Consider the following 22,038-nt stretch of genomic DNA (forward strand, 5'->3'; position numbering starts at 1 on the left):
CGCTCATTCAGTAGCTGTAGGAGCGTCGCGGATAGGCTTGCGGAGAACCGTACCCTGCGCCGCGTGGCTGCACGCGCGAGCCATAGTCGATCTCGCGCTCGCGCCGAGCTTGACGGTTGGCCAAGTAGCGGCCGCCGAGGCAGCCCGCCACGGCACCGACCACGCCGCGTTCGGCGAGGTAGTGGCCGGCCAAGCCGCCGATGATCGCGCCTTTGATGCAGCCTTTCGCCTCCGCAGCCCCGGCGCCCATGAGCGTGACGATGGCGAGGGCGGCGGCGTGTCCGACAAGTCGCATGCTGATGCTCCTGATTGACGGCCGGAAGAACCGCTTCGGCCGATGAAGCGTTCCGCGAACCAGCGTCGACCAGCGCACCAACCGTTTCCTCGACGAAACGTTGGACTCAGCGGAAAGCTACGATCCGGCTCCCGCGTTCAAGGCCGCGATCAAGCTCCAGCTTTTGAGCACCTTGATGCAATGGTGTCGGCATGCGATAGGCATGGGCTCTGCGCTTTGACTTGACAAAATAGACTTTATCTCCATGAATATATTGTACAATACTCAGGAAACCAACTTGCCCCGAACGATAGCATCGGCAAGTCTCACAGCCGAAAGCCGAATTTCGTGGCGCATCGTGCGCTGCTTTCTAGCAGTGGGACGTCCGAGCGATCCGCGGTTTGCCGCGAGCGGAACCGCACAAAGACGACCGATACCGTGACACTGACATCACCCTGCCGAAATCTCTCTATGACCGACGCGACCGGCTTACTCGCGCCTGTTCAAGCCCAACGGCAACGCCACTCCAGAGGGATTCCGCGACTCGCCAAGGTACGAGCAAAGCGGTCTCTCGACCGTCCGCCATCCTGAGGCGAACTGTTAGGGTGTCTCCGCCATCGATCACCCCGATGTCCTCCAGTTGCGTGATACCAATCACGTGGAGTTCGTCCTTTTCTTCCAAGCGCGCCTCCAACCTCGTGGGTTATGCTTCAGTGACGCAATGTCTGCGCCTTGAGGCCGGCTGGACCGCACGGGCCGATGTTAACCGTGTCCACACGCTGGCAAATCCCTACGCATGCCGCCAGGGCAGAGCATCGAGGTGCAGCAACGAGCGGCCACGCAGTCGCTGGTCGGGCCGATAGACTGGGCACGAAACTAGGGTCAGCGCTCAGCTCGCGAGAACGTTTCTGAGCCATGGGTCGTTAAGGCTCGGCCTGACCACACCGGTTCGCTGGCGGAGGATGCCGTAGATGCCTGCACCTGCTGCTGTCGCGTTGCCGACGTCGCCAACGCCACTGCCCGGTGATACCGGACACAGCCCGAAGACCAGTTTCTGGGCGCTGACCCTGGGGTCCGTCGGCATCGTCTACGGCGACATCGGCACGAGCCCGCTCTACGCTCTGAAAGAATCTCTTCACGCTGCCGCTGGAGGCGGGCACGCGCCTACGCGTGACATGGTGTTCGGCGTCGTCTCACTGATCCTGTGGGCGCTCATCCTTATCGTGACGCTGAAGTACGTGCTGCTGGTTATGCGGGCCGACAACGAGGGTGAAGGTGGCACGCCCTCCCTGGTGGCGCTCGCGCAGCGTGTGCTCGGCCAGTCCGGCGGCTTCGTCATCATCCTCGGCATGGTCGGCATTGCCCTGTTCTACGGCGACGCCATCATCACCCCGGCCATTTCGGTGCTGTCCGCCGTCGAAGGGTTGAAGCTCGTCACCCCGGCCTTCGAGCCTTACGTGCTGCCTCTCAGCCTCGCCATCCTGATTGGCCTTTTCGCAGTCCAGAGCCATGGTACGGCGCGTGTGGCGACCTTCTTCGGACCGGTCACGGCATTCTGGTTCCTCGTCATGGCACTCGGCGGCCTCAGCCATCTTGCCGACGACCTGAGCATCCTGGCAGCCTTCAACCCAGCTTACGGCGTCAGTTTCCTGCTCAACCACGGCACGGCCGGCCTGCTGGCGTTGGGTGCCGTCTTCCTGGCCGTGACCGGGGCCGAGGCGCTCTACGCCGACATGGGCCATTTCGGCCGCTCGCCGATCCGGGCCGCTTGGTTCGGCCTGATCCTGCCGGCGCTCGCCCTGAACTACCTGGGACAGGGCGCGATGCTCCTGGCCCACCCCGAACGCATGGAGAACCCGTTCTTCCTGCTCTACCCGTCCTGGGCCCTGCTGCCGATGGTGCTGCTCGCCACCGTGGCGACCGTCATCGCGAGCCAGGCCGTCATCACCGGCACCTTCTCGATTACCCAGCAGGCCATGCAACTCGGCCTGCTGCCGCGCATGCGCGTGCAGCGTACCTCCGAGACGGAGAAGGGCCAGATCTACATCCCGCGGGTGAACTGGTGGCTGCTCGTCGCCGTCGTGTTCCTAGTGGTTCTGTTCAAGTCGTCGAGCGCGCTGGCAGCGGCCTACGGCATCGCCGTGACCGGCGACATGGTCATTACGGCGACCCTGCTTTTCATCGTGGCCTGGAAGGCATGGCGTTGGTCACCCGTACTGGCAGCCGCGGTCATCGCGCCCTTCCTCCTCATCGAGTTGGTGTTCCTGTCGGCCAACGCGCTCAAGCTGTTCCATGGCGGGTGGGTACCCCTGACCATCGGAGCGGCCCTTGTCACGGCGATGTGGACCTGGCGGCGCGGTTCGGCCCTGGTTGCCGAAGAGATCCACCGGCGGCGCGTGCCCCTGTCGAACTTCACACGCATGGCCGAAAATGGCTCCGTCCTGCGGGCACCGGGCATGGCGGTGTTCCTGACCGGCTCGCCGGGGGACACACCCGGAGCCCTGATGCACAATGTGAAGCACAACCACGTGCTGCATGCCCGCAACGTGATATTGCACGTCGTCACGGAGGATCTGCCGCGAGTGCCGGACGCGGAGCGCGTTACGATCAAACCGCTCTCGGACGTCTTCACCTGCGTGAGCGTGCGTTTCGGCTTCATGGAGTTGCCCAACCTGCCACGCGTCCTTGCCGGCGCAGGCTTCGATGCGCCCGCCCTGTCCTACTTCCTGACCCGGCGAGTCCTAGTGCCATCGCCGGAGACCGGTATGCCGGTCTGGCAGGATCGGCTCTACATCGCGATGGCGAGAGCGGCGACCGACGCGTCGCGCTACTTCCGCATCCCGGCCGACCGAGCTGTCGAGATTGGGGCACGGATAGATATCTGAACACGATCCCCTTCGAGCGCACCGACGTGGGCTGACCGTGATACGTCCGGTGGCCTGCTTGCTTGGACAGGGCAGGCCTTCGGACCCTCCGGCAAAAAGACCGCAAAGAGTCCGGAGCTCATTCCCCCGCTCCTGCTTCCAATGCACGTCGAAGTCGTTGCTAGGATCACAGGAGCATGTCCGACCGCGTTTAGCGAGCAAGGCACCTATTCACGAAGCCTCAGAATTGAGCCGGTCACCTTCAGGGCTCTGCGCGGAGTGCTGCAGCCTCGTGCTGGCTCGGCCATGTCAGCCTGTCCACCACCGCCATCTACGCCGAGGTGCTCGGCGCAGAAAAACGCGCGATCGCCGCTCGCATGTAATAGCCGCGCTTGGCGCAGGCACGGCCCAGCCGTGACCTTCATCGGCGCGTTCAAGCTCGCCTCCACCCGCGGAGCGGTCCACCCGGCCTGTGTCGGCCCGCAACTCTCGATTACGTTCCGGCGAGGATCGGATGGGGATCGCCGGAGGGACGAAGCCGGCGACGTTTTGATCGCCTTGAACCGGAAGGCCGCGGTTTCCAGCGATGTCGATCCTATGTTAGCCCGGCGTGTCGCTGACGACAGTCACGGGCGCCGGGGGATGGTGCGGCAGGCGGCGAAGGATCCATCGTGCAGGTGCAATATTCCTCCCCGGCCGTTCCGGACGAGCTCAAACGCTACTTCGAGCAGGCGCACATCGCCCTGGCGCTTGCGGGTGTCGGCGATGACAACCCCCTGCTCCTCGTCAATGAACCGTTTTACAAGTTGACCGGCTACGCCGCCCCAGAGGTGATCGGGCGCAACTGCCGTCTGCTGCAGGGTGACACCGAGAATCCCGAGGCAAGAAAGAAGATTCACGCCTTCCTTGAGGGCGACGCCGTGAACGCGGTGCGCACGACCATCCTCAACGTTCGCAAGGACGGCCAACCCTTCGTTAATCTGCTTTACATGTCCAAGCTGCGAGCCCTGTCGGGGGAGGTGCGCTTTCTTTTCGCATCCCAATTCGACGTCAGCCGCTCGCAACCCGAACTGCTCGCGGCGTACGATGCGGAGCTGAGCCGGACCCTGTCCCGGCTACGTCCCTCCCTCGCCGAGAGTGGGATCGTCCTCGAAGGGTCGCTGAAGGCGATTGCCAACACCGTCGCCACCGTCGCCCAGGCCAAGCTCACCCTCGCGGATCTCGATGGAACCGGATTTCCCTGAAACGGCCCGGGCCGAGGCGCCCGAGGCGCGCAGCGGAGCGGGCGCGTCCGTGCCCCGCTTCGCAGGTCCCGTCGTCGGGATCGGCGCCTCAGCGGGCGGCCTGGAAGCCCTGCGGGAGATGCTGTCGCGCGCCCAGGCGCCGACCGGCATGGCCTTCGTCATCGTCCAGCACCTCGATCCCAATCACGAGAGCATGCTGGCGCAGCTCCTGGATCGGCACACCGATCTGAACGTGCTGCAATGCGAGGGAAGCGAGCACATCGAGGGCGACACCGTCTACATCATCCCCCCCGGCCGCGGGCTCGCGATCCAACAGGGCGTGCTCGAACTCACCGAGTTCGTGCAGCCGCGCGGGCTGCGCCGGCCCATCGACGACTTCTTCCTTTCGCTCGCGGTCGATCAGCAGGCGAACGCTGCCTGCGTAATCCTGTCGGGCACGGGCGCCGACGGCACCACCGGCCTGCGGGCGGTCAAGGAGCACGGCGGCGTCTGTGTGGTGCAGCAGCCGGAGACTGCCCGCTACGACGGCATGCCGGTCTCGGCCGTCGGCACCGGGCTCGTGGATTTCGTCCAGCCGCCGGGCGAGATCGTGAACTGCCTTGCGGCCTTCTTCCGCCGCCGCGGCGCGGACACCGTCGACGAGCAGGCGGACCTCGTCGCCGACCACGTGGACGACCTGTGCCGGGTGATCCGCACCGCGGTCGGGCACGATTTTTCCGGCTACAAGCGCACCACGCTCATCCGTCGAGTCGAGCGGCGCATGCACGTGCTCGGCATCGATGCAGGCCGCGCCTACCTCGCCCGCATCCGGGCGGATAAATCCGAGTGCGACGCGCTGTTTCGCGACCTGCTCATCAATGTCACCCGCTTCTTCCGCGACGCGGAGATGTTCGAGGTGCTGCGCGAGCGGGCGATCGAGCCGCTGCTGCGCAATCGCGATCCCGATGAGGACATCCGGGTCTGGGTGCCGGGCTGTTCGAGCGGCGAGGAGGCCTATTCCATCGCCATGCTGTTCGCCGAGGCCGCGCGACGCCTTGGCCTGCCCCTCGCGGTCCAGATCTTCGCCACCGACATCGACGAGCGCATGCTGCAGATCGCCCGCGAAGCGAGCTATCCGGCAGCCGCGCTGGCCGACATTCCAGGCGCCTTGCGCGAGCGCTACGTGGTGCCCCACGCCGAGCGCTTCACGATCGCCTCGGAGATCCGCGACCTCATCCGCTTCTCCAGCCACAGCCTGGTCAAGGACCCGCCGTTCTCGCGCATCGACCTCCTGTCCTGCCGCAATCTGCTGATCTACTTCGACGACCGCCTGCAGCAATCGGTGCTGCCGCTGTTCCACTACGCGGTGCGGCCGGGCGGCTACCTCTTCCTCGGCCCATCCGAGAGCGTCAGCCGCTTCGAGCAGCTCTTCCCGCCGATCGATCAGCACGCACGCTTGTTCGAGCGGCCGCCGGGCTCGCCGAAATACCCGATCGACCTTCCCGGCCACGCCCGCCGCAGCGAAGCGCGCCGTGCTGACGACGGGCGAAAGGCCGCGCCGGTTGCTGACGAGATGGCCGCCGCCCGGCGTGTGCTGGAGCGCTACGCGCCGCCGAGCATGGTCCTGAACGAGGACGGCGCTATCATCGCGGCCTACGGGCGGCTCAGCCGCTACTTCGACTTCCCCGTCACCCGCACCGGCGGCACCAGCGCGATCACCCTGGCGCGTCCGGGCCTGCGCGACGTGATCGGCCCGCTGCTGCGGCAGACCCGCGACGCGCGCAAGCGCGTCGTGGTGCGCGACGTGGAGGTGGTATCGGAATACGGCGTTCAGCAGATCGAACTCGTCTGCGATCCGCTGCCGGACGCCACCATGCTCCTGGTGCTGCGCGACGCGGGCGCCTTCCGCCCGTCGAGCGACCCCGACCTCGTCGAGATGGATGCCGGCGGAGACCACGTGGAGGCGCTGGAAGAGGAGCTGCTGCGCACCCGCTACAAGCTGCGATCGACTGTTGAGGAGCTGGAGACGGCCAACGAGGAGCTGAAGAGTTCCAACGAAGAAATGATGTCGATGAACGAGGAGCTCCAATCGACCAATGAGGAGCTGACCACCGTCAACGACGAGCTGAAGACCAAGATCGATCAGCTCACCGTCGCCAACGCCGACCTACGCAACTTCTTCGAATCGACCGACCTCGCAGTGGTGGTGCTCGATCGTGACCTGCGCGTGCGCAGCTTCACCGGCTCGGCCACTACGATCTTCCCTCTACAGCCAAGCGACCGCGGGCGCCCGCTCGCGGACGTCTCAACGAGGCTCGAAGGCTCGGAATACCTCGCCGATGCGCGCGCGGTGTGCGCGGGCGGCCCGGCGATCCAGCGGCGGGTCGTGACCCGCGACGGTGCGCGCACCTTGTCGCTGCGGGTGCTGCCCTACCGCCTCCAGAGCGCCAGCGTCGACGGCGCCACCGTGGTGCTGACCGACATCACCGAGGCGCTCTCGCTGGAGCGCCAGCTCGCCGCCGAGCGCGAACGGCTCGACCTCGCGATCAAGGCCGGCGGGATCGGCATCTGGGAGTACCTGCCCGACGAGGAGGCCATCGTGGTCGATGCCACAGCTGCGGCCATGCTCGATCTCGGGCTGGAAGGGCGCCATCCGCTGGCGGATCTCGCCGCGCGGCTGCCCTCCGAGAATGGCCGGGAGGTGCGGGACGCCTTCGCCCACGCCGCCCGCGGCCACGGCGACTTCGAGGCGCGGCTGAACGTCCGCGGCGACGGGCACGCTACCCGCTACGTCCGCAGCTACGGGCGGCTCATCGTCGGCAGCGCGCCACTGCGGCTCATCGGCGTCTCTATCGACGTGACACCCGAGCACGCCCTGACCGAGACCCGCGACCTGATGCTTCGCGAGATGAATCATCGAGTCAAGAACCTGTTCGCGATCATCGGCGGGATGATCACCGCGGGCGCCCGCTCGCAGCGGGACGTGGCAACCTTCGCCCATGACATGCGTGAGCGCATCGCCGCACTCGGACGCGCCCACTCGTTGGCCGACCACACCACCGACCAGGGGATCAGCGATCTCACCAGCTTGGTCGGCGCGACCCTGCAGCCCTACCGCGACCACATCCCGACCACGATCGAGGGCCCTCCGGTGGCCATCGACTGGCGCTACGTCTCCTCGCTCGCCATGATCCTGCACGAATGCGCGACAAATTCGGTGAAGTATGGGGCGCTGGGCGCAGAAGATGGCCGGCTTTCAGTGACCTGGGAGCACCGGTCCGAGGGATTGACCCTGCACTGGATCGAGCGGATGACGCGCCGCGCCGCAGTGAATACCGGCCGTGGCTTCGGCTCGTCGCTGATTGAGATGTCGCTCCAGCAACTCCAGGCCACTGTTGAGCGCAACCTCGACGAAAGCAGATACGAGCTCACTCTTGTTATGCCAGGTTGAAAAATTCATTGCATGAATAAGGCCCCCCCAAAGCAACAATGCTTAATCAGTAAACAATTATTACTGACATAGATGATGATGCATCAAATCGACCAGCGGGCCAACTCGGCTTGCTTGAATCAAAACGATTTGCGGATATTGTCCTGAATCAAATTTCGATGCTTCCCCGTAAGGCAACCCATTTATAATATTAGACGGCATTGAGTTGAGAATTTATAGGCGAAACATTGGATTAAACTGTTTGATCGACGATTATAGCTAGTATATTTTTCAAAACATTTTGCCGTTGACCCTGCCCCCTGGTCTGCCCTCGTTCTGAAGCTAGGGTCCGTCGATGAGGAGACGGACGATGAAGAAGAGCCGGTTCAGCGAAGAGCAGATCATCGGCGTCCTGAAGGAGCAGCAGGCTAGGCTGCCAGTCGCTGAGATCTGTCGCCGCCACAGCATCAGCGACGCGACGTTCTACACGTGGCGCTCGCGCTTCGGCGGCATGGAGGTCTCGGACGCGCCGCCTGGAGGCGCTCGACGAGGAGAACCGCAAGCTCAAGAAGCTCCTGGCCAAGGCGAGGCTCGACCTGGCCACGCTGCGCGAGGCGTCGAGAAAAGACTCCTGACGACCTGCGCACGGAGAACGGCCGTGAGTTGGGCCATCGAGCAGAAAGGCTACTCGCAGTGTCGCGCCTGCCGGCTGATCGGCTTGGAGTCAGAGACTTACCGCTACGCCTCGACCCGTGGTGAGGATGCGGCTGTGCGGCTACGCCTACGCAACTTGGCCAGCGAGCGCCGCCGGTTCGGCTATCGGCGTTTGCTGATCCTGCTGCGGCGGGAGGGCCTCACGCTCAAGCACAAGAAGCTGTTCCGGCTCGATCGGGAGGAGCGGCTGTCGGTGCGCTAGCGCGGCGGTCGCAAGCGAGCAACGGGCACGCGGGCTCCGGCCGCCGTGCCGCAGCAGCCGAACCAGCGCTGCAGCCTCGACTTCGTCTCCGACACGCTCGAAGACGGGCGGCGCTTCCGCCTCCTCGTCGTGGCCGATGACGGCACGCGGGAGTGCTTGGCGCTGATGGTCGACACCTCGCTGTCTGGGCAGCGCGTCGCGCGCGAACTCGACCGCATCATTGCGAGCGGGGACAAGCCGCTGATGATCGTCTCGGACAATGGCACCGAGTTGACCTCACACGCCATCCTGCGCTGGCAGGCGGAGCATGCGGTCGCGTGGCCCGACATCGCCCCCGGCAAGCCGCAGCAGAACGGTCTTGTCTGAAGCCTCTATGGGCGCTTGCGCGACGAGTGCCTGACCGAGCATCTGTTCCGGTGCCTGACGGCGGCCCGGACCCTCATCGAAGCGTGGTGGGTGGACGACAACACCTGCCGTCCTCACACGAGCCTTGGCGGCCTCACTCCAAACGCGTTTGCAACGCGGTCCCGACAGGACCAGAACCAGAACGGACTCTGGTTATGAACGGGGGCAGACAGGGGGCAAGGTCAGGGGCAAGGTCAGTCGTCCTCGTCAATTTGAGGACCATAAAGCGTCGTGAGTTCATGTCGCCAAACGGCATCTGCAACGGCAAATTCGACGTCTGTGCGGATCAGCCAATCATCGTCCATGGCTTGAATTCGCCTTATAATCCCGTATCGAGACGGGCGACTTCCGCGCGAAGCATATCGATCAGGATTGCTGCCCTTACGGATTTTTGTCCCAGATCGACTTGTAGGCCACTGAGGGACTGCAGCAAATCCTTCTGCCTCGCAATTTCAAACGAAACTTTTGGATGTCGGTTGTCGGTATCGATATTATTTATGTCCAAGAGGATGCCGTAGCCTTGAACCGCTCCATTGCTACTCTTTGACAAGTGCCCATAATCTAGTAGCCTGCGAATTCCAGTTTTAGTATTTACAAGATAATCCGCAATAAAATCGCCGCCACCTTGGGAGACTGCGTCCAATTTAGGGAAGACCCATGGCCGATCTTGATCGTGCAAGCAATTAAAGGCCAACGACAGAGGAATTTGTTGCCCTCCATAGTCCCGGTCTCCGGTCATTACTGCAGCCGCGCCGGCATCCAGCACAACACGATCTGCGGTAACGTCATGATCCCATGTCCCCACGATATTGCTGGACAATAATGAACTGGCAAATGGTGCGATACCGTGTTTATTCCTATTAATCATGCCACCTCCCTATCCCGTTCAGCAATTCCATGCGCGAATAGGTCGAAGATCACAATTTGTAATCGAGCGGTCAATGCGGCATACAGGGCAGGTGCGGATTTAGGGCAATCGATTTTCGGAGTGGTACGCTTTACGCACGGCGCCCGCACCACCTCCTCGGGCGCAGCTCCCGCACGCGAAAAACCCCGCCGCGGCTGAGCCGGGCGGGGCTGAAGGTTCGAACGGAACGCTTGAGGCGTTGCAAGGGGGGCCCAAGGCAGCTCGCTACGGCGGCCCGCGCTCCACGCACGGCGCCGGCGCCACCTCCTCCGGCGTCTCCCGCACGATCGTGGTGATCGGCCCGATGGTGATCTCGGACCGCGCATGCGGTCGGTCGCCCGGCGCGCTGACCACCGGGCTGATGCGCGTGCTCGGACCAATGAACAGGTAGGCGCGGGCGCCCCTGGCCGGTTTCCCGCTCGCGAGCATGCCGGCCAGGGTGATGGCGATGAAGCAGGGCGTCACGGCCGGTCCCGCAATGCGAGCGGTTCTCGATCGCCTGCTCGCGCTCGATCAGTCCCAGGATCTCCGTCTGCCGCCTCGTCTCGTCGCGCACGATGCGGATGCATTCGGCGATCCGGCTGATGTCCTCCGCCTGCCGGCGGGCGAGGTCGCGCAGCTCCCGCATTAAGTCCACCGCCTCGCGCGGCCCCTGGAGGAAGGGCGGTGGCACATCGGCGATACCGATCGGTGCCGGCGGCGGGAGGTGGTTGCGATCACCCCGCGTACGGGTGACCATTCAGCCAATCAGCATCACGGTGCAGCCGCCGACGAAGATCTGGAGAAACTGCTGTGTCGCGATCACGTCTTTCAGGAAGGCGAGCCAATCCATCAGCCCCGAACCTCCTCAAGTGCCGCCAGAGCCTTCCGATCCGGCTCTTGCGCAAGACGCCGTCCAGCACGGCGATGTAGACGGAAATGGCCTCGAACCCAGCGAGCGTGCCGAACACTAGGACAACGAAGCTTGGGGCATGCGCCACGAAGAGCGCATCCCACATCAGCGCGGTCGCGAACTGACCCATGATGGTGCAGCCGACGACCGCGCAGGCGGCCCGGGCGTAGGCGCCCTCTGGCCCGATGCGGACGTTGTTAATGTAGCCGTTGAGGAACTGCGCCATGACGCGCACGCTTTCGACGCAGCCGAAGATCAGGGCCATGTTCGGCTCGCTGAACCCCATGTGCGCGATCGGCTTCAGCGCGCTGCGCTCCATCGTGTCACCGGGCATGGCGAGGGTGAAGGCGATCAGCACCATCATCGTCGCCATGCACCCTTCGAACAGCCAATAGGTGCTGGACGGGCAGGCCGAGTTCATCGGCGGGAGCGGGCAGCGCGGGCCGCCGTTTGAACCGGGCATGCGCCCCTCCTGCCTATCGTCGGGTCATCTCGTCCATCTGCCGCAGCTTGTCGGCGGTCACCGTGCCCGCGCCGATCTGCACCTGCGCCGGGATCAGCATGCTCGCTCGCTGACGCCGTCGTCGAGGTCGAGCTTGCGGAAGATCCGGGCGGCGATGCCGTCGGCGCCGCCGGCCGCCTTGATGACCGCGGGCGGGGCCGTGTCGATCACGTACTGTGTGCCCTTAGCGATGACCGGCACCGCGACGTTGGCTGCGGGATCTGTAGCCAGCATGACCGTGCGAAGGGTTGCTGAGGTTGGGAAGCGGCGGTTCGGCGCGTGCCCGCCGAATGCCAGCAAATGAACCGAAGACGGTCGTCCGCGTTGGCTGCGACCAAGCGGTGCCGAGCGGCTATCGCCCTGAGTCCTGACAGGTCATGCCCGAAGTCATGCCTACTGCCTTCGCGGCCACCGCCGGTCTCCATCCCCGCGACCTCGGCTCGGTCTACGATCCCGTTCTGCACGGGGTCGCGGGTGGGCTGGCCGAACTGTTTCCCCTCATCCACAATTCCCAGCGACGTGAGGATGAGGCGGCGAGCGAGGCAGCCAGAGAAAACAACGAGTTGGCCGCTTGAAACTGACATATGGCGCAGCGCCTTGTCCCGAATCGCGTCTGTGGCTCCTGCACAGCGTGCTGCCAGACTTTTGCGGTTCAGGCTCTTGCCAAACCAGCAGGCGTCGAGTGCGAACACAACACAGGCGTGTCCTGTGGCATCTACCGCGGTCGACCGGGAGCTTGCGCCAAATGGTTCTGTCTTTGGCGCAAGATCGGTGCGCTGCCAGACGAACTAAGGCCTGACCGGTCAGGCGTGATTTTGTCCCTTGAGACTGCGCCAACAGCTGACGATCCCTTCCAGCGCGCCCGTATCGTGTGCCGTGCGGTTCAAAGCCCTGACGATCTTGATCGGTGGGAGGCTGTCGAGGCCGTCACCATGTTCATGCGCGAGGGCTCGCTTCCGGTGTGGACCGCGTTCGGCGAAAAGGCAGCCCTGATTTACCCGCAATCGGCGCACGCGGATCAGCTGCGGAGCCTTATCACCGGGGACGAGCCATACGCGCTGCGCGCCGAATCCCACGAGCAAGAGGCCGCCGCCTGGCGGCGCAGGCTCGGCTACGCGCTCGCGGGAGCAAATTGTTCGGGAGACGGCCGGCCCCCAGATCGGGTAGAGCGCACATCCAGCAAGGGAGAGACGCCTATGGCAACCGGTACGGTGAAGTGGTTCAACGGAACGAAGGGCTTCGGCTTCATCCAGCCCGACGACGGCGGCCAGGACGTGTTCGTGCATATCTCTGCGGTCGAGAAGGCCGGCCTTCGCGACCTCGCCGACGGCCAGAAGATCTCGTATGAGGTGGTGGTCGACCAACGCCGCGGCAAAGCCTCGGCCGAGAACCTCAAGGTCGGCTAGACGATCGTTCGTGCCGGCAGCCGAGGACGCCGCCGGCACGCGCACACGACGAACGATCCCACTGCATCATCCTGTGCCTTGGGCAGCATAGCAGAGGCCCAACATGGCAGGATCCAATTCGACCGGTCGCTCGGCGACCCTCTCGATGGCCGACTTCAACGAGCGCGCGAAGCGCGCCGTGGCCAAGATGCCGACGATCGAAAAGCCTCCCGAGAAGCGCCGCAACGCACCGCGGCCGAACAAGCCGCCGGTCGCTGCCAAGCCTGATGGCGAAGGTGCGAACGAGTAGATTAGCCCCTCGCCTTCCGACAGAGAGAGTGGTGGAAGCGCTTCGCGATGCTCACGCGATGACGAGGCCGTATCAGCTCGGCCTGGACGGAGGCGCCCGGTGAATGGGGGCGTAGGCCTGTGAGCTCACAGCCTTCCGTCTACCGTGTGGGCGATCTCGACTTTCGTCGAGACGCAGGGTTTTGGCTGCCACCCCGTGATATCGGCCGGAGACCCCGCGATGAAGCGTCCCCGCACCACCGGCCACTTGGCCGAACCGCGGCACCAGCGTGCAGCCCCTGCTGCCGAGCCTGAGAAGAGCGCAGCAGTCGATGCAGCCGTGACGGCTCTTCTCTCGCTCGTCGCGGCCGTCGAGACGCAGCCCGCGGGGCCGGCCACGAAGGCTTACCGGGCGGCGATCCGTCGGAAGGGCGAGGAGGCTGTCGCGTCGGGCGGGAGCGAAGTGCTGAAGGCGGTGTTGCGCCGGGTGTGCGACGCCGCCCCGGACCGCGCCGACCGGCGCGGGCGGATCCTGACCGAGGCATGGACAGGCCTGATCGACGTCCGGCCATGACCAGCCATCGATACGTTGCTTCTCGGCCCGGCGGCCCGTTCGAAAACCGTCCCACCATTCGCAGGTCTCGCTTCTGACTATGCTCACCAGACAGGATCATCGACCATCGTGACCGGAGCGACCCCGAACTCGCCCGCGACGTCCAGGCTCGCCGACGCAGCATCGCCCCCCGATCAGGCGCAACTCGCACGGGACGTGGCTCGGCACTGCGCCGCATTCCGCGAGCCGATTCCCAAGCTGGCTGTGCGGCAAGTCGCCAACACCCTGCTGCCGTACCTGATCCTGTGCGCGCTGATGCTCGGCATGGCGGCGAACGGCTACGCGCTGCTGACCCTACCGCTCGCCGTGCCGGCGGGCGGGCTCCTGGTCCGGCTCTTCATCATCCAGCACGATTGCGGACACGGCTCGTTCCTGCCCTCACGTCGCGGCAACGACTGGCTCGGCCGCGCCTTGAGCCTTCTGACGGTGACGCCCTACGACAGCTGGAAGCGGGCCCACGCCCTGCATCATGCCTCCACCGGCGATCTCAGCCGCCGCGGCACCGGGGATATCCACACGCTGACCGTGCGCGAGTACCTTGCTCTGCCGCGTCGAAGCCGGCTCCGCTACCGCCTCTACCGCAACCCGCTTATCCTGATCGTGCTCGGTTCACCGCTCAACTTCCTCCTGCTGCAGCGGCTGCCCTCCGGCGTCGGGCTCCCGTGGCGGACGGCGTGGCGCGACGTGTTGGCGCTCGATGCGGCGCTCTTCGCTGGCCTGGCGCTCCTCACGCTCGCGGTCGGCGGCGTCGGGACAGTGCTCTGGGTTTTCCTGCCAGTGATCAGCGTCGCCGCCTGGATCGGGGGATGGCTGTTCTACGTCCAGCACCAGTATGAGGAGACCGTCTGGGAAGAAGCCGACACCTGGGACTTTCACCGCGCCGCCCTCGGCGGAAGTTCGTATTACGTTCTGCCACGCGTTCTTCAATGGTTCACTGGCAATGTCGGCCTCCACCACGTCCACCATCTGAACAGCCGCATTCCGAACTACCGCTTGCAGGAATGCCTCGACGGCCATGAGATTCTCGGCCGCGTCAGCCGTCTGACGCTGCGCGACAGCCTGGGCTGCCTGAACCTTGCACTCTGGGATGAAGACGCGCGGAAGCTGGTCGGTTTCGCACGGGTGCGAAGGCTGCAGGTCGCTTGAAGTCTGACTTGAAGGAGACCTCCGAGCCATCACGGGGCGACGGTCCGAGTGAAGAGGCTGCTGATGGCGTTTGAACGCACACCCCTACGCGCCGCTGGTCACACGACCGGTGCCATGCCATGTGCGGGCCGGTGACCGATCATCCCGACCTCCCCCCGTCTGGGCCGCTTGCGAGCCTCGGCTGGCTCGACTTCTTCGCGGAGCAGCGCGAACCGCACGAGACGGGTCTCGTGCCCATGCGGATCGCCATGGTTCATCGCTCGCGCCTGACGGGGCTGTCGGAGGCGGGATCGGTCGAGCTGACGCTTCCCGTTCATACCAACACCGCTGACTTCGCCGTGGGCGATTGGGTCCTGATTCATCCTCGGACCCGGATGCTCCACCGCCGTCTGAACCGAAGGACGGTTCTGGAGCGACGCCTCGAGGGTAGCCGGGCCCTGCAGCCCGTCGCAGCCAATGTCGATACGCTGTTCATCGTCACCTCCTGCAACGCTGATTTCAATCAGGCCCGCCTCGAGCGCTACCTGGCTCTGGCCAACCAGGGCGGTGCAAACCCGGTGATCTTGCTCACCAAAGCCGACATGGCGACTGACTTTGATGTCTACCGCCGTCAGGCTGTCGAGTTGCAGCGCGGGCTCGATGTCGTGAGCGTCAATCCCCGGCTTCCTGCAGCGGCACGAACCTTAGCCTCGTGGTGCGGGGTGGGGCAGACCGTGGCGCTGGTCGGCTCTTCCGGTGTCGGCAAATCGACTCTGGTGAACACGCTCGCCGGTCCGGGGCAGGCGCTTCCCCAGGAAACCGGAGGCATTCGCGAGCACGACGCCAAGGGACGCCACACTACGACGTCGCGTTCCCTGCACGCCATCGCAGGGGGCGGCTGGGTGATCGACACGCCGGGGATGCGGACGCTGCATGTCAGCGACGCTGGGGAAGGGATCGCAACGCTGTTCGCCGAGATCACCGAACTCGCGCCTTCGTGCCGGTTCCGCGACTGCACGCACGCGCACGAACCTGGCTGCGTCGTGCAAGCCGCCGTCGCCGACGGCAGGCTCAACCCCGAGCGCCTCATCCGCTGGCGTAAGCTCCTCGATGAAAATCATGACAACACGCCCGCATCCGCTGGACCACGCGGTCGAAGGAGTGTCGGCAGGTAGAAATTTTAAAGCAGTCGAGCTCGGCTGAAGAATTTCAATCTATGTCAGATTTGAAGGATAAGTCTTCAGTCGGAGCCCTCTCTTGCGGTGCAAGAAGGAATGGCAGCAAGGCAGCCGTAAATGCCTCCGGATGCGAGTAATTGATCCCATGGGCTGCGCCGGGGATGGAGGCAAACCGCCCCTGAGGCAGAGAGGCAGCGAGGCTCGTCACGAACGCATAGGGCACGATGTAGTCGCGCGTGCCCCAGACCACGAGCGTCGGCTGAGAGATCCGTAACGCCTTCTCTGCGATATGGTTGTCGACCATGCTCCTTAGGGTCTGGAGATAGCGCCGGATCCCAGAGCGGACATAATCCGTCAGCGCGACCCAAGCGAGCGACCAGCGCTCGAATGGGGCGATGAGGAAGAAGCCCAGGACTTGCCGGGCGATGCCACGTGCCTCCGGGTCCGGCGTAGGCCCCTGCAGCACAAGGCGGTCGACGAGTTGCGGGTGAACGACAGCTAGTTCCACCAACACCTCGCAACCGAGCGAATTGCCGACAAACGCCGCACGCGTCAGGCCGACCTTGTGCATCCAGGCAGCCAGCGCATCGGCAAGCTGGCGCACCGTGAGCGCCTGAGGAGGCTTGTCGCTCAGGCCGAAGCCGGGCAGGTCAGGTGCATAGACTCGCAGGTGGGGGGCGAGATGCTCCGCGAGCGGGATCATGTAGCGGCTCGACATCCCGAGCCCGTGGACCAGGATCACGGGCAAACGGTCATCCGGTACAGAGTCGACCGAAACTCGGGCATGCACGGTGATGCCGCCGACGCGGTCGCGTCTCGCTGCGAGGCGCCCAAGGTGTACTTTGCCCCCCTGGCACACACGCCGTCTGGCTGCCGATCGGACCACGGCCAGACCGAGCGGAACCCCGGCGACCATCGCAGCGATCCACCACCGGAATACTTTCATCTGCCCGCCCTGCCGATCGCGACCATGATTATCCGGGCGATCGCCTTAACCTCTCGCTTACCCTGACCCGCCAGTTTGCCGCTCCCGATCAGCGCGAGGAGTGAGCATGTCCGACACGACCGATACCGTGGGCGTCGCAGGCGACCGGATCCGCTCCATCATCGAGCGCATCGAGCGTCTCGACGAGGAGATCAAGGATCTCATGGAGACCAAGAAGGAGATCTTCGGCGAGGCCAAGGGCGAGGGGCTCGACGTCAAGGTGCTCAAGGAGATCCTGAAGTTGCGCAAGCAGGACAAGGACGAGCGCGACGAGCAAGAGACGCTGCTTGACCTCTATCTGCGTGCGATGGATGCGCCGACGCCCGCCCCAGTCGCCCAGGCAGCCTAATCGGACAGCTCTCCGCTACCGGGCCCGATGGACGTGGCCCGGTGCGCGGTCAGACACGAACGAGCGGGCGCCAAGCGGCAATTATGGATCAAGCACCCTGCGCCCGCTTCTCATTTCCGGCGGACGATTTCCGCTGGTGAACGCCTCGGCGACATAGCCGACAATGGTCACTTCGCCGCCGAGGATCAGCACGCCGGCCATCAGCGGGAACGGCCGGCGCTCCGCTGGCGCGAGGGCGACCACAGGAGCAGGGTCGTTCCGCGTCGCCACCGGCCGTGCCGAGGCCAGCGGGATCAGATCGAGGATCAGTAGCAGCGACACCGCGAGCTGCATTAAGGCACGAAACTGCTAGGATTAGGCCAAGGAGAACGCATCAAGCGGCTGCATTCTGACACTTTGTGCTCACCCGTGATGTCTGCATTGGGTCAGCAGTTCGCCACCAGCTTGTTCGGCTTCGCGCCAGCAGCGGACTGACGCCTACCGACAGCGCAAGGTCTGCTCTCTACGCTTCTGCGGCACTTCCCGCCGTGGACACCGGTCAGGTTCGGATCGTCTCGACCTGTCCGGGAGGAAGCATCCGCCACCAAGCGTCGACCGCGCTGAAGGCGTCGTAGGCAAACCGTAACACGGCGTCAGGCTGACGATGCGAGGGATCAACGGCACCGCGCTCCTCGTTACGGGTCCGAAGTACCTCCCAAGGCACCTCGAACACCTTCCATTCGACCGAAAGCCCATGTCGGGCGACGACCTCAAGCTCGTCCTCGAACACGGTGCGGGTCAGGTGGGTGTCGGCCATCACCACGCTGAAGCCGTGGGCCAGGGCGGTATCGAGGGCCGCGACCTTGACCGAATGCAGGAGACGATGGGCCTGCTTGTCCCAACCCTTGCGACGCGTCTCCCAGTAGATCTGTCGGTCCGGCGGCCAAAGCGCCTGCCGAAGGTCGTTCAAGGTCAGGTGCACCCAGCCATCCAGCGGATCGAACCGACGCGCGTAGGTCGTCTTGCCAGCTTCGGGACAGCCGATCAGCCCGACTACCCGCTGACGGCCCGGATCAGGCATGGTCGGCAGCGGCCTCGTCCTCATCGGCCACGGGATCGGCCTCGATGACCTCACCCCGGAGGTAGCGGGCCTGGACCTCGGCTATGCGCCGGGCGCCTTGAGCGTGACGGCTCGACACCAGGCTGGCCGGACGATGCTCACCGCCCCGCTTGATCGTGAGCAGGTCTGGATCGCCCCAACAGTCAAGCAGGGCTTGAAAGGCTTCGTACCGGGCGGCGTCGAAGGCGATCCGCTGGCCCATCATGTCTTTGTAGGGGTGGGCCGGGTGCAGGCCGGCGCACGGCACCCACCCCGCCGGGATCGGTGTCGTCGCCGCGTGCGTGCGCCCGCTTCGTAGGAGTTTGGGCAATACGTGAGTGTGCGGGCCCTCCGGGCTCGTGCCGCCGGGACCCGGGATTGGGGCGTAGACCTCGATGCGCCCGACCTTAGCGAGAAACACGCGATGCGGGCTCATTGCGACGAGATGACGACCGATGGAGTTCGCGTGATCGAACAGGGGCTGTCCGATGCCCGACCGGAGACAGGCGATGGCATCGGGGTCGCTCGTGCGCACGCAGGCATCGACCGCGAGCAAGTCGAGGCCGAGGTCGAACATGATGGCCTCTCTCTCCCGTTCGCGCGCGGCATCACGGTCTGGACCAAGTTCGGTCACCACGTTGCGCCGGCTCATGAAGCTGGTCGCCTCTGGCAGGCATAGGGCGACGGCGTGGTTCCAGCCGGATGCGACCGAGGTCTCGTAGGCTACGGGGCGCAGGTTGGAACAGGCGGTCAGGGCGATGGCGCCGCGCTCGGTCGCCAGGCCCATCCGGTCGTCCGGCAAGGCCGATACCGCCTCGTCCGGGTCGCGCATGAACTCGGCGATGGCGCCGAAGCTGCCGAGGCTCCAAGCGGTGCCGGAATTGGTCAACGCTTCGCGCAGCAGGGCCGTAACCGCCTCAGCTTGGGGTGATGGCGCCATCGCTCGTCTCCTCGTTCGACCCGGACCGTGCCCAGGGCAGGATGTATCGGGTTCCGTCCGCGGCCTCGCCCCGCTCCGCCGTCACGCCGAACACCTGGGCGAGCAAGGCATCAGTCAATGCCTCCTCCGGCCTGCCGTCCGCGACGAGCCGGCCACCGGACAGCACGCCGACGCGGTCGCAGAACCGCGCAGCCAGCGCCAGGTCGTGCAGCACGGCGACCACGCCGGTGCCGTCGCGCGAAGCGGCACGCAACAACGCCATGACGTCGAGCTGGTGGGCTGGGTCCAGGGCCGTGATAGGCTCGTCGACGAGGAGCCACTCGGCCTCGACCGCGAGCGCCCGGGCAAGCAGCGCGCGCATGCGCTCGTCCGAGGACAGGGTCGGCTCGGTCCTGCCGGCAAGGTGTCCGACATCGGTGCGGGCCATCGCACGCGCGACCGCCGCCTCGTCGGCTTCGGAGAATCCCGCGAAGGCGCGTCTGTGCGGTAGCCGACCGAGCGCCACGATCTCGCGGACCGTCATGGGCCATCCGACGCCGCCGCCTTGGAACAGGGCGGCGATGCGGCGGGCCCGTGCATCGCGGGTCATGCCAGACAGCGCCTGGCCTTCGAGGGTGACGTGGCCCTGTGTCGGAGCGACCAGTGCCGCCAGGACGCGCAGGAGCGTGGTCTTGCCGGCGCCGTTCGGACCGACCAGCCCGGCGAAGCGGCCGCGCTCCAAGACAAGGTCGATGTCCGTGAGGATCGTCCGGCCATCCAGCGTCACCCGGACGTCGTTGAGGTCGAGGCTCATGCCCTTCCCCCGCGGTTCCGCAGGAGCAGCACGATCAGGAACGGCGCGCCGACGAGCGCCGTCACCACGCCGAGCTTCAGCTCAGGCCGGGTGGCGAGCAGGCGCACGCCGATGTCCGCCGCGAGCACCAGAACAGCACCGGCGAGCCCGCTCGGCAATAGGCCGGCACCGGGCCGGGCCCCGACGAGCGGACGCATCAGGTGCGGCACGACGAGGCCGACGAAGCCGATGGCGCCGGAGACCGCCACCCCGCTGCCGACGGCGAGCGCCGCGCCGGTGACGAGGCGCAGCCGGACCGAGACGAGACCGACCCCAAGGCTCGCCGCGGTGTCCTCGCCAAGGGTCAGCGCATCGAGGGCGGAACCGATCGAAAGCATCAGGCCCCAGCCGATCACCATCAACGGCAGGCACAAGACGACGTGGTCCAAGCTGCGGTCGGCCAGAGAACCCATCAGCCAGAACACGATCTCCAGGGCCGCGTAGGGGTTCGGGGACAGGTTGAGCGCCAGCGCGGTCAGGGCACCGGCGAGGCTCGACAGGCCGACGCCGGCCAGGATCAGCCCCAGCGTGCTGCTGCCGCGCGCTGCGAGTGCGTTGAGGAGCAACGCCGCCACGCCCGCGCCGGCGATGCCGCCGAGCGGCAGGGCGAGGCTTAAGGAAGCAGCGAGGCCACCATAGAAGACGAGCACGGCGCCGAGCGCCGCGGCCGAGGAGATGCCGAGGATGCCGGGATCGGCCAGCGGGTTGCGCAGGTAGCCCTGCATCGCCGCGCCGGTCAGGCCGAGACTGAACCCGACGAGCCCGCCCAGCAGTGCCCGCGGGACGCGCAACTCCCACAACACCATGGCAGGCAACGTGGTCCGGCCCGCGACGAGATCCGCGAACGCGGCCGGCACGTCGAAGGGCGCGTAGCCGATCGCAACCGAGGCAAGCGTCAAGGCGAGGGCGGCGAGGCCGAGGACAGCGATGACGACACGGCGGGCGCTCGGCGTGCCGAGGAGCCGCGCGGCAGGGCTTGCGATGGTCCGAACGGGCGCGTTCATGGCCAGGGCTCCCGCCCGTTCGCGGCCGCCGCGAGGCGCGCCACGACCTCGGCGACCTGGGGCCCCGGGCATGTCCAGAAGCGGTTCGGGATGGCGACCGTCCGATGCCCGCGCGCGAGCGCCCGGAAGACGGGATGGTGCAGGAGCGTGTCGGCGAGCGAGGGAAGGCCCGGCGCACCCTCGTCCACCACGATCAGGTCCACATCCGCGAGAACTGCCGCTTCGAGCGGCACCTGCCCGAACCGGTCGCGCCCGATCTCGGCCGCCACGTTGACGAGGCCGGCGGCACGGATGAGCGCGTCGCCGAGGCCCCCGAGTGCGACCGTGAAGGCGTTCGGCCGCATGACGAGGGCGCGCAAGGGACGGGTGGCCGGGGTAACGGAGGCGAGCTTGGCGTCGAGGTCCGCGACCAGGGCCTCGCCCCGCTCTGGGTGCCCGAGCGCTCCCGCCACCTGCCGGATCTGGGTGCGCACGCCGTCGAGATCGGCCGGCACGACGAGTTCGAGCACCGGCGAGCCGACGCGCCGGAGCATGCCGACGGTTGCGCGCGTCGTGAAGGCGCCGGCGATGACGAGGTCGGGTCGGAGCGCGACGACCTCCTCGGTGAGGCCGCGGGTGATCGGCAGTCCGGCAGCCTCGGTCGCGACCGTCGATCCTCGTGGATCGCGGGCGAGATAGGTGACCGCCAGGACTTGGCCCCGGTCGGCCAGCCGCAGGACGAGCTCGTCCGCGCACAGGTTCATCGAGACCACGCGCACGGGCGTCTCGGCCGTGCCCGCGGCATGGGCCACGGGCACGGCGGCCAGGAGGGCCGAGAGAGCGAGGATAACCCACGACGGCATCGTCAC

The 22,038-nt window shown here is 65.9% G+C and carries 23 protein-coding genes and 1 pseudogene; 12 read left to right on the forward strand and 12 right to left on the reverse strand.

The window, feature by feature from the left end; genetic code table 11:
- Positions 1 to 7 precede the first annotated feature (7 nt).
- The gene (locus HNR51_RS25580; RefSeq protein ID WP_182556825.1) at positions 8 to 295 is read right to left on the reverse strand and encodes a hypothetical protein; all 288 of its coding nucleotides are present in this window, start codon (positions 293 to 295) and stop codon (positions 8 to 10) included.
- A 950-nt stretch (positions 296 to 1,245) separates the two neighbouring features.
- Between HNR51_RS25580 and HNR51_RS25585 the strand changes: the two genes are divergently transcribed.
- The 4 genes and pseudogenes from HNR51_RS25585 to HNR51_RS25600 all read left to right on the forward strand — a co-directional run bounded on the left by HNR51_RS25585 (position 1,246) and on the right by HNR51_RS25600 (position 9,271).
- Complete coding sequence (locus HNR51_RS25585) at positions 1,246 to 3,159, forward strand: potassium transporter Kup (RefSeq protein WP_182556826.1); 1,914 nt, start codon at positions 1,246 to 1,248, stop codon at positions 3,157 to 3,159.
- A gap of 650 nt (positions 3,160 to 3,809) precedes the next feature.
- Positions 3,810 to 4,382 carry a PAS domain-containing protein gene (locus tag HNR51_RS25590; protein WP_182556827.1) on the forward strand — a complete coding sequence of 191 codons (573 nt, stop codon included), beginning with the start codon at positions 3,810 to 3,812 and terminating at the stop codon, positions 4,380 to 4,382.
- Entirely contained in the window at positions 4,363 to 7,812 is a 3,450-nt protein-coding gene (locus tag HNR51_RS25595; RefSeq protein ID WP_182556828.1) for a CheR family methyltransferase, read from the forward strand. Before HNR51_RS25590 ends, HNR51_RS25595 begins: the two co-directional genes overlap by 20 nt.
- 349 nt (positions 7,813 to 8,161) lie before the next feature.
- Positions 8,162 to 9,271 (forward strand): annotated as a pseudogene (locus HNR51_RS25600) (IS3 family transposase).
- Positions 9,272 to 9,431: 160 nt separating this feature from the next.
- Here HNR51_RS25600 and HNR51_RS25605 read toward each other — a convergent pair.
- Both HNR51_RS25605 and HNR51_RS25610 read right to left on the reverse strand, forming a co-directional pair.
- Complete coding sequence (locus HNR51_RS25605) at positions 9,432 to 9,980, reverse strand: hypothetical protein (protein ID WP_182556829.1); 549 nt, start codon at positions 9,978 to 9,980, stop codon at positions 9,432 to 9,434.
- Positions 9,981 to 10,244: 264 nt separating this feature from the next.
- Positions 10,245 to 10,484 carry a hypothetical protein gene (locus HNR51_RS25610; protein ID WP_239681508.1) on the reverse strand — a complete coding sequence of 80 codons (240 nt, stop codon included), beginning with the start codon at positions 10,482 to 10,484 and terminating at the stop codon, positions 10,245 to 10,247.
- Between HNR51_RS25610 and HNR51_RS25615 the strand changes: the two genes are divergently transcribed.
- Positions 10,468 to 10,650, forward strand: a complete 183-nt coding sequence (locus tag HNR51_RS25615; protein ID WP_182556830.1) for a hypothetical protein — start codon at positions 10,468 to 10,470, stop codon at positions 10,648 to 10,650. The genes HNR51_RS25610 and HNR51_RS25615 overlap by 17 nt on opposite strands.
- Before the next feature lie 85 nt (positions 10,651 to 10,735).
- On the opposite strand, the gene HNR51_RS25620 is transcribed toward HNR51_RS25615, so the two are convergent.
- Both HNR51_RS25620 and HNR51_RS25625 read right to left on the reverse strand, forming a co-directional pair.
- Positions 10,736 to 11,374: a hypothetical protein gene (locus HNR51_RS25620; RefSeq protein ID WP_182556831.1), complete on the reverse strand. Its 639-nt coding sequence runs from the start codon at positions 11,372 to 11,374 to the stop codon at positions 10,736 to 10,738.
- A gap of 93 nt (positions 11,375 to 11,467) precedes the next feature.
- Positions 11,468 to 11,647, reverse strand: a complete 180-nt coding sequence (locus tag HNR51_RS25625; RefSeq protein WP_239681507.1) for a hypothetical protein — start codon at positions 11,645 to 11,647, stop codon at positions 11,468 to 11,470.
- Between the two features lie 155 nt (positions 11,648 to 11,802).
- On the opposite strand from HNR51_RS25625, the gene HNR51_RS25630 reads away from it, so the two are divergent.
- From HNR51_RS25630 to rsgA, 6 genes are all read left to right on the forward strand, one after another.
- Entirely contained in the window at positions 11,803 to 11,988 is a 186-nt protein-coding gene (locus HNR51_RS25630) for a hypothetical protein (protein WP_182556832.1), read from the forward strand.
- A 621-nt stretch (positions 11,989 to 12,609) separates the two neighbouring features.
- Positions 12,610 to 12,819 carry a cold-shock protein gene (locus tag HNR51_RS25635; protein WP_056241414.1) on the forward strand — a complete coding sequence of 70 codons (210 nt, stop codon included), beginning with the start codon at positions 12,610 to 12,612 and terminating at the stop codon, positions 12,817 to 12,819.
- A 145-nt stretch (positions 12,820 to 12,964) separates the two neighbouring features.
- Entirely contained in the window at positions 12,965 to 13,108 is a 144-nt protein-coding gene (locus HNR51_RS25640; protein ID WP_182556833.1) for a hypothetical protein, read from the forward strand.
- A gap of 219 nt (positions 13,109 to 13,327) precedes the next feature.
- Positions 13,328 to 13,660 carry a hypothetical protein gene (locus HNR51_RS25645; protein ID WP_182556834.1) on the forward strand — a complete coding sequence of 111 codons (333 nt, stop codon included), beginning with the start codon at positions 13,328 to 13,330 and terminating at the stop codon, positions 13,658 to 13,660.
- Between the two features lie 195 nt (positions 13,661 to 13,855).
- Positions 13,856 to 14,845, forward strand: coding sequence for a fatty acid desaturase (locus HNR51_RS25650; RefSeq protein ID WP_306424249.1), 990 nt, complete (start codon positions 13,856 to 13,858; stop codon positions 14,843 to 14,845).
- A gap of 119 nt (positions 14,846 to 14,964) precedes the next feature.
- Positions 14,965 to 15,999 carry a ribosome small subunit-dependent GTPase A gene (gene rsgA / locus HNR51_RS25655; protein ID WP_182556836.1) on the forward strand — a complete coding sequence of 345 codons (1,035 nt, stop codon included), beginning with the start codon at positions 14,965 to 14,967 and terminating at the stop codon, positions 15,997 to 15,999.
- A gap of 34 nt (positions 16,000 to 16,033) precedes the next feature.
- On the opposite strand, the gene HNR51_RS25660 is transcribed toward rsgA, so the two are convergent.
- Positions 16,034 to 16,744: an alpha/beta fold hydrolase gene (locus tag HNR51_RS25660; protein ID WP_239681505.1), complete on the reverse strand. Its 711-nt coding sequence runs from the start codon at positions 16,742 to 16,744 to the stop codon at positions 16,034 to 16,036.
- Positions 16,745 to 17,054: 310 nt separating this feature from the next.
- On the opposite strand from HNR51_RS25660, the gene HNR51_RS25665 reads away from it, so the two are divergent.
- On the forward strand, positions 17,055 to 17,336 hold the full coding sequence (locus tag HNR51_RS25665) for a DUF2312 domain-containing protein (protein WP_182556838.1): 282 nt from the start codon (positions 17,055 to 17,057) through the stop codon (positions 17,334 to 17,336).
- Between the two features lie 81 nt (positions 17,337 to 17,417).
- On the opposite strand, the gene HNR51_RS25670 is transcribed toward HNR51_RS25665, so the two are convergent.
- From HNR51_RS25670 to HNR51_RS25695, 6 genes are all read right to left on the reverse strand, one after another.
- Complete coding sequence (locus HNR51_RS25670) at positions 17,418 to 17,669, reverse strand: hypothetical protein (protein WP_182556839.1); 252 nt, start codon at positions 17,667 to 17,669, stop codon at positions 17,418 to 17,420.
- Positions 17,670 to 17,874: 205 nt separating this feature from the next.
- Entirely contained in the window at positions 17,875 to 18,396 is a 522-nt protein-coding gene (locus tag HNR51_RS25675) for an AAA family ATPase (RefSeq protein WP_182556840.1), read from the reverse strand.
- Positions 18,389 to 19,354 carry a DUF6925 family protein gene (locus tag HNR51_RS25680; protein WP_182556841.1) on the reverse strand — a complete coding sequence of 322 codons (966 nt, stop codon included), beginning with the start codon at positions 19,352 to 19,354 and terminating at the stop codon, positions 18,389 to 18,391. Before HNR51_RS25680 ends, HNR51_RS25675 begins: the two co-directional genes overlap by 8 nt.
- Positions 19,332 to 20,147: an ABC transporter ATP-binding protein gene (locus HNR51_RS25685; protein ID WP_182556842.1), complete on the reverse strand. Its 816-nt coding sequence runs from the start codon at positions 20,145 to 20,147 to the stop codon at positions 19,332 to 19,334. The genes HNR51_RS25680 and HNR51_RS25685 overlap by 23 nt, the downstream gene beginning before the upstream one ends.
- Positions 20,144 to 21,190 (reverse strand): FecCD family ABC transporter permease, encoded by a 1,047-nt coding sequence (locus tag HNR51_RS25690; protein ID WP_182556843.1) that lies wholly within the window; start codon positions 21,188 to 21,190, stop codon positions 20,144 to 20,146. The genes HNR51_RS25685 and HNR51_RS25690 overlap by 4 nt, the downstream gene beginning before the upstream one ends.
- Complete coding sequence (locus HNR51_RS25695; RefSeq protein WP_182556844.1) at positions 21,187 to 22,032, reverse strand: ABC transporter substrate-binding protein; 846 nt, start codon at positions 22,030 to 22,032, stop codon at positions 21,187 to 21,189. The genes HNR51_RS25690 and HNR51_RS25695 overlap by 4 nt, the downstream gene beginning before the upstream one ends.
- Positions 22,033 to 22,038 lie beyond the last annotated feature (6 nt).

This window comes from Methylorubrum thiocyanatum, from assembly GCA_014138645.1.
Classification (GTDB): domain Bacteria; phylum Pseudomonadota; class Alphaproteobacteria; order Rhizobiales; family Beijerinckiaceae; genus Methylobacterium; species Methylobacterium thiocyanatum.

Coding starts and splice junctions, on each gene's coding strand:
- HNR51_RS25580 (WP_182556825.1), bottom strand. CDS start 295: ATGCGACTTGTCGGACACGCCGCCGCCCTCGCCATCGTCACGCTCATG.
- HNR51_RS25585 (WP_182556826.1), top strand. CDS start 1,246: ATGCCTGCACCTGCTGCTGTCGCGTTGCCGACGTCGCCAACGCCACTG.
- HNR51_RS25595 (WP_182556828.1), top strand. CDS start 4,363: ATGGAACCGGATTTCCCTGAAACGGCCCGGGCCGAGGCGCCCGAGGCG.
- HNR51_RS25605 (WP_182556829.1), bottom strand. CDS start 9,980: ATGATTAATAGGAATAAACACGGTATCGCACCATTTGCCAGTTCATTA.
- HNR51_RS25615 (WP_182556830.1), top strand. CDS start 10,468: ATGAAGCAGGGCGTCACGGCCGGTCCCGCAATGCGAGCGGTTCTCGAT.
- HNR51_RS25620 (WP_182556831.1), bottom strand. CDS start 11,374: ATGCCCGGTTCAAACGGCGGCCCGCGCTGCCCGCTCCCGCCGATGAAC.
- HNR51_RS25625 (WP_239681507.1), bottom strand. CDS start 11,647: ATGCTGGCTACAGATCCCGCAGCCAACGTCGCGGTGCCGGTCATCGCT.
- HNR51_RS25630 (WP_182556832.1), top strand. CDS start 11,803: ATGCCTACTGCCTTCGCGGCCACCGCCGGTCTCCATCCCCGCGACCTC.
- HNR51_RS25635 (WP_056241414.1), top strand. CDS start 12,610: ATGGCAACCGGTACGGTGAAGTGGTTCAACGGAACGAAGGGCTTCGGC.
- HNR51_RS25640 (WP_182556833.1), top strand. CDS start 12,965: ATGGCCGACTTCAACGAGCGCGCGAAGCGCGCCGTGGCCAAGATGCCG.
- HNR51_RS25645 (WP_182556834.1), top strand. CDS start 13,328: ATGAAGCGTCCCCGCACCACCGGCCACTTGGCCGAACCGCGGCACCAG.
- rsgA (WP_182556836.1), top strand. CDS start 14,965: ATGTGCGGGCCGGTGACCGATCATCCCGACCTCCCCCCGTCTGGGCCG.
- HNR51_RS25665 (WP_182556838.1), top strand. CDS start 17,055: ATGTCCGACACGACCGATACCGTGGGCGTCGCAGGCGACCGGATCCGC.
- HNR51_RS25670 (WP_182556839.1), bottom strand. CDS start 17,669: ATGCAGCTCGCGGTGTCGCTGCTACTGATCCTCGATCTGATCCCGCTG.
- HNR51_RS25675 (WP_182556840.1), bottom strand. CDS start 18,396: ATGCCTGATCCGGGCCGTCAGCGGGTAGTCGGGCTGATCGGCTGTCCC.
- HNR51_RS25680 (WP_182556841.1), bottom strand. CDS start 19,354: ATGGCGCCATCACCCCAAGCTGAGGCGGTTACGGCCCTGCTGCGCGAA.
- HNR51_RS25685 (WP_182556842.1), bottom strand. CDS start 20,147: ATGAGCCTCGACCTCAACGACGTCCGGGTGACGCTGGATGGCCGGACG.
- HNR51_RS25690 (WP_182556843.1), bottom strand. CDS start 21,190: ATGAACGCGCCCGTTCGGACCATCGCAAGCCCTGCCGCGCGGCTCCTC.
- HNR51_RS25695 (WP_182556844.1), bottom strand. CDS start 22,032: ATGCCGTCGTGGGTTATCCTCGCTCTCTCGGCCCTCCTGGCCGCCGTG.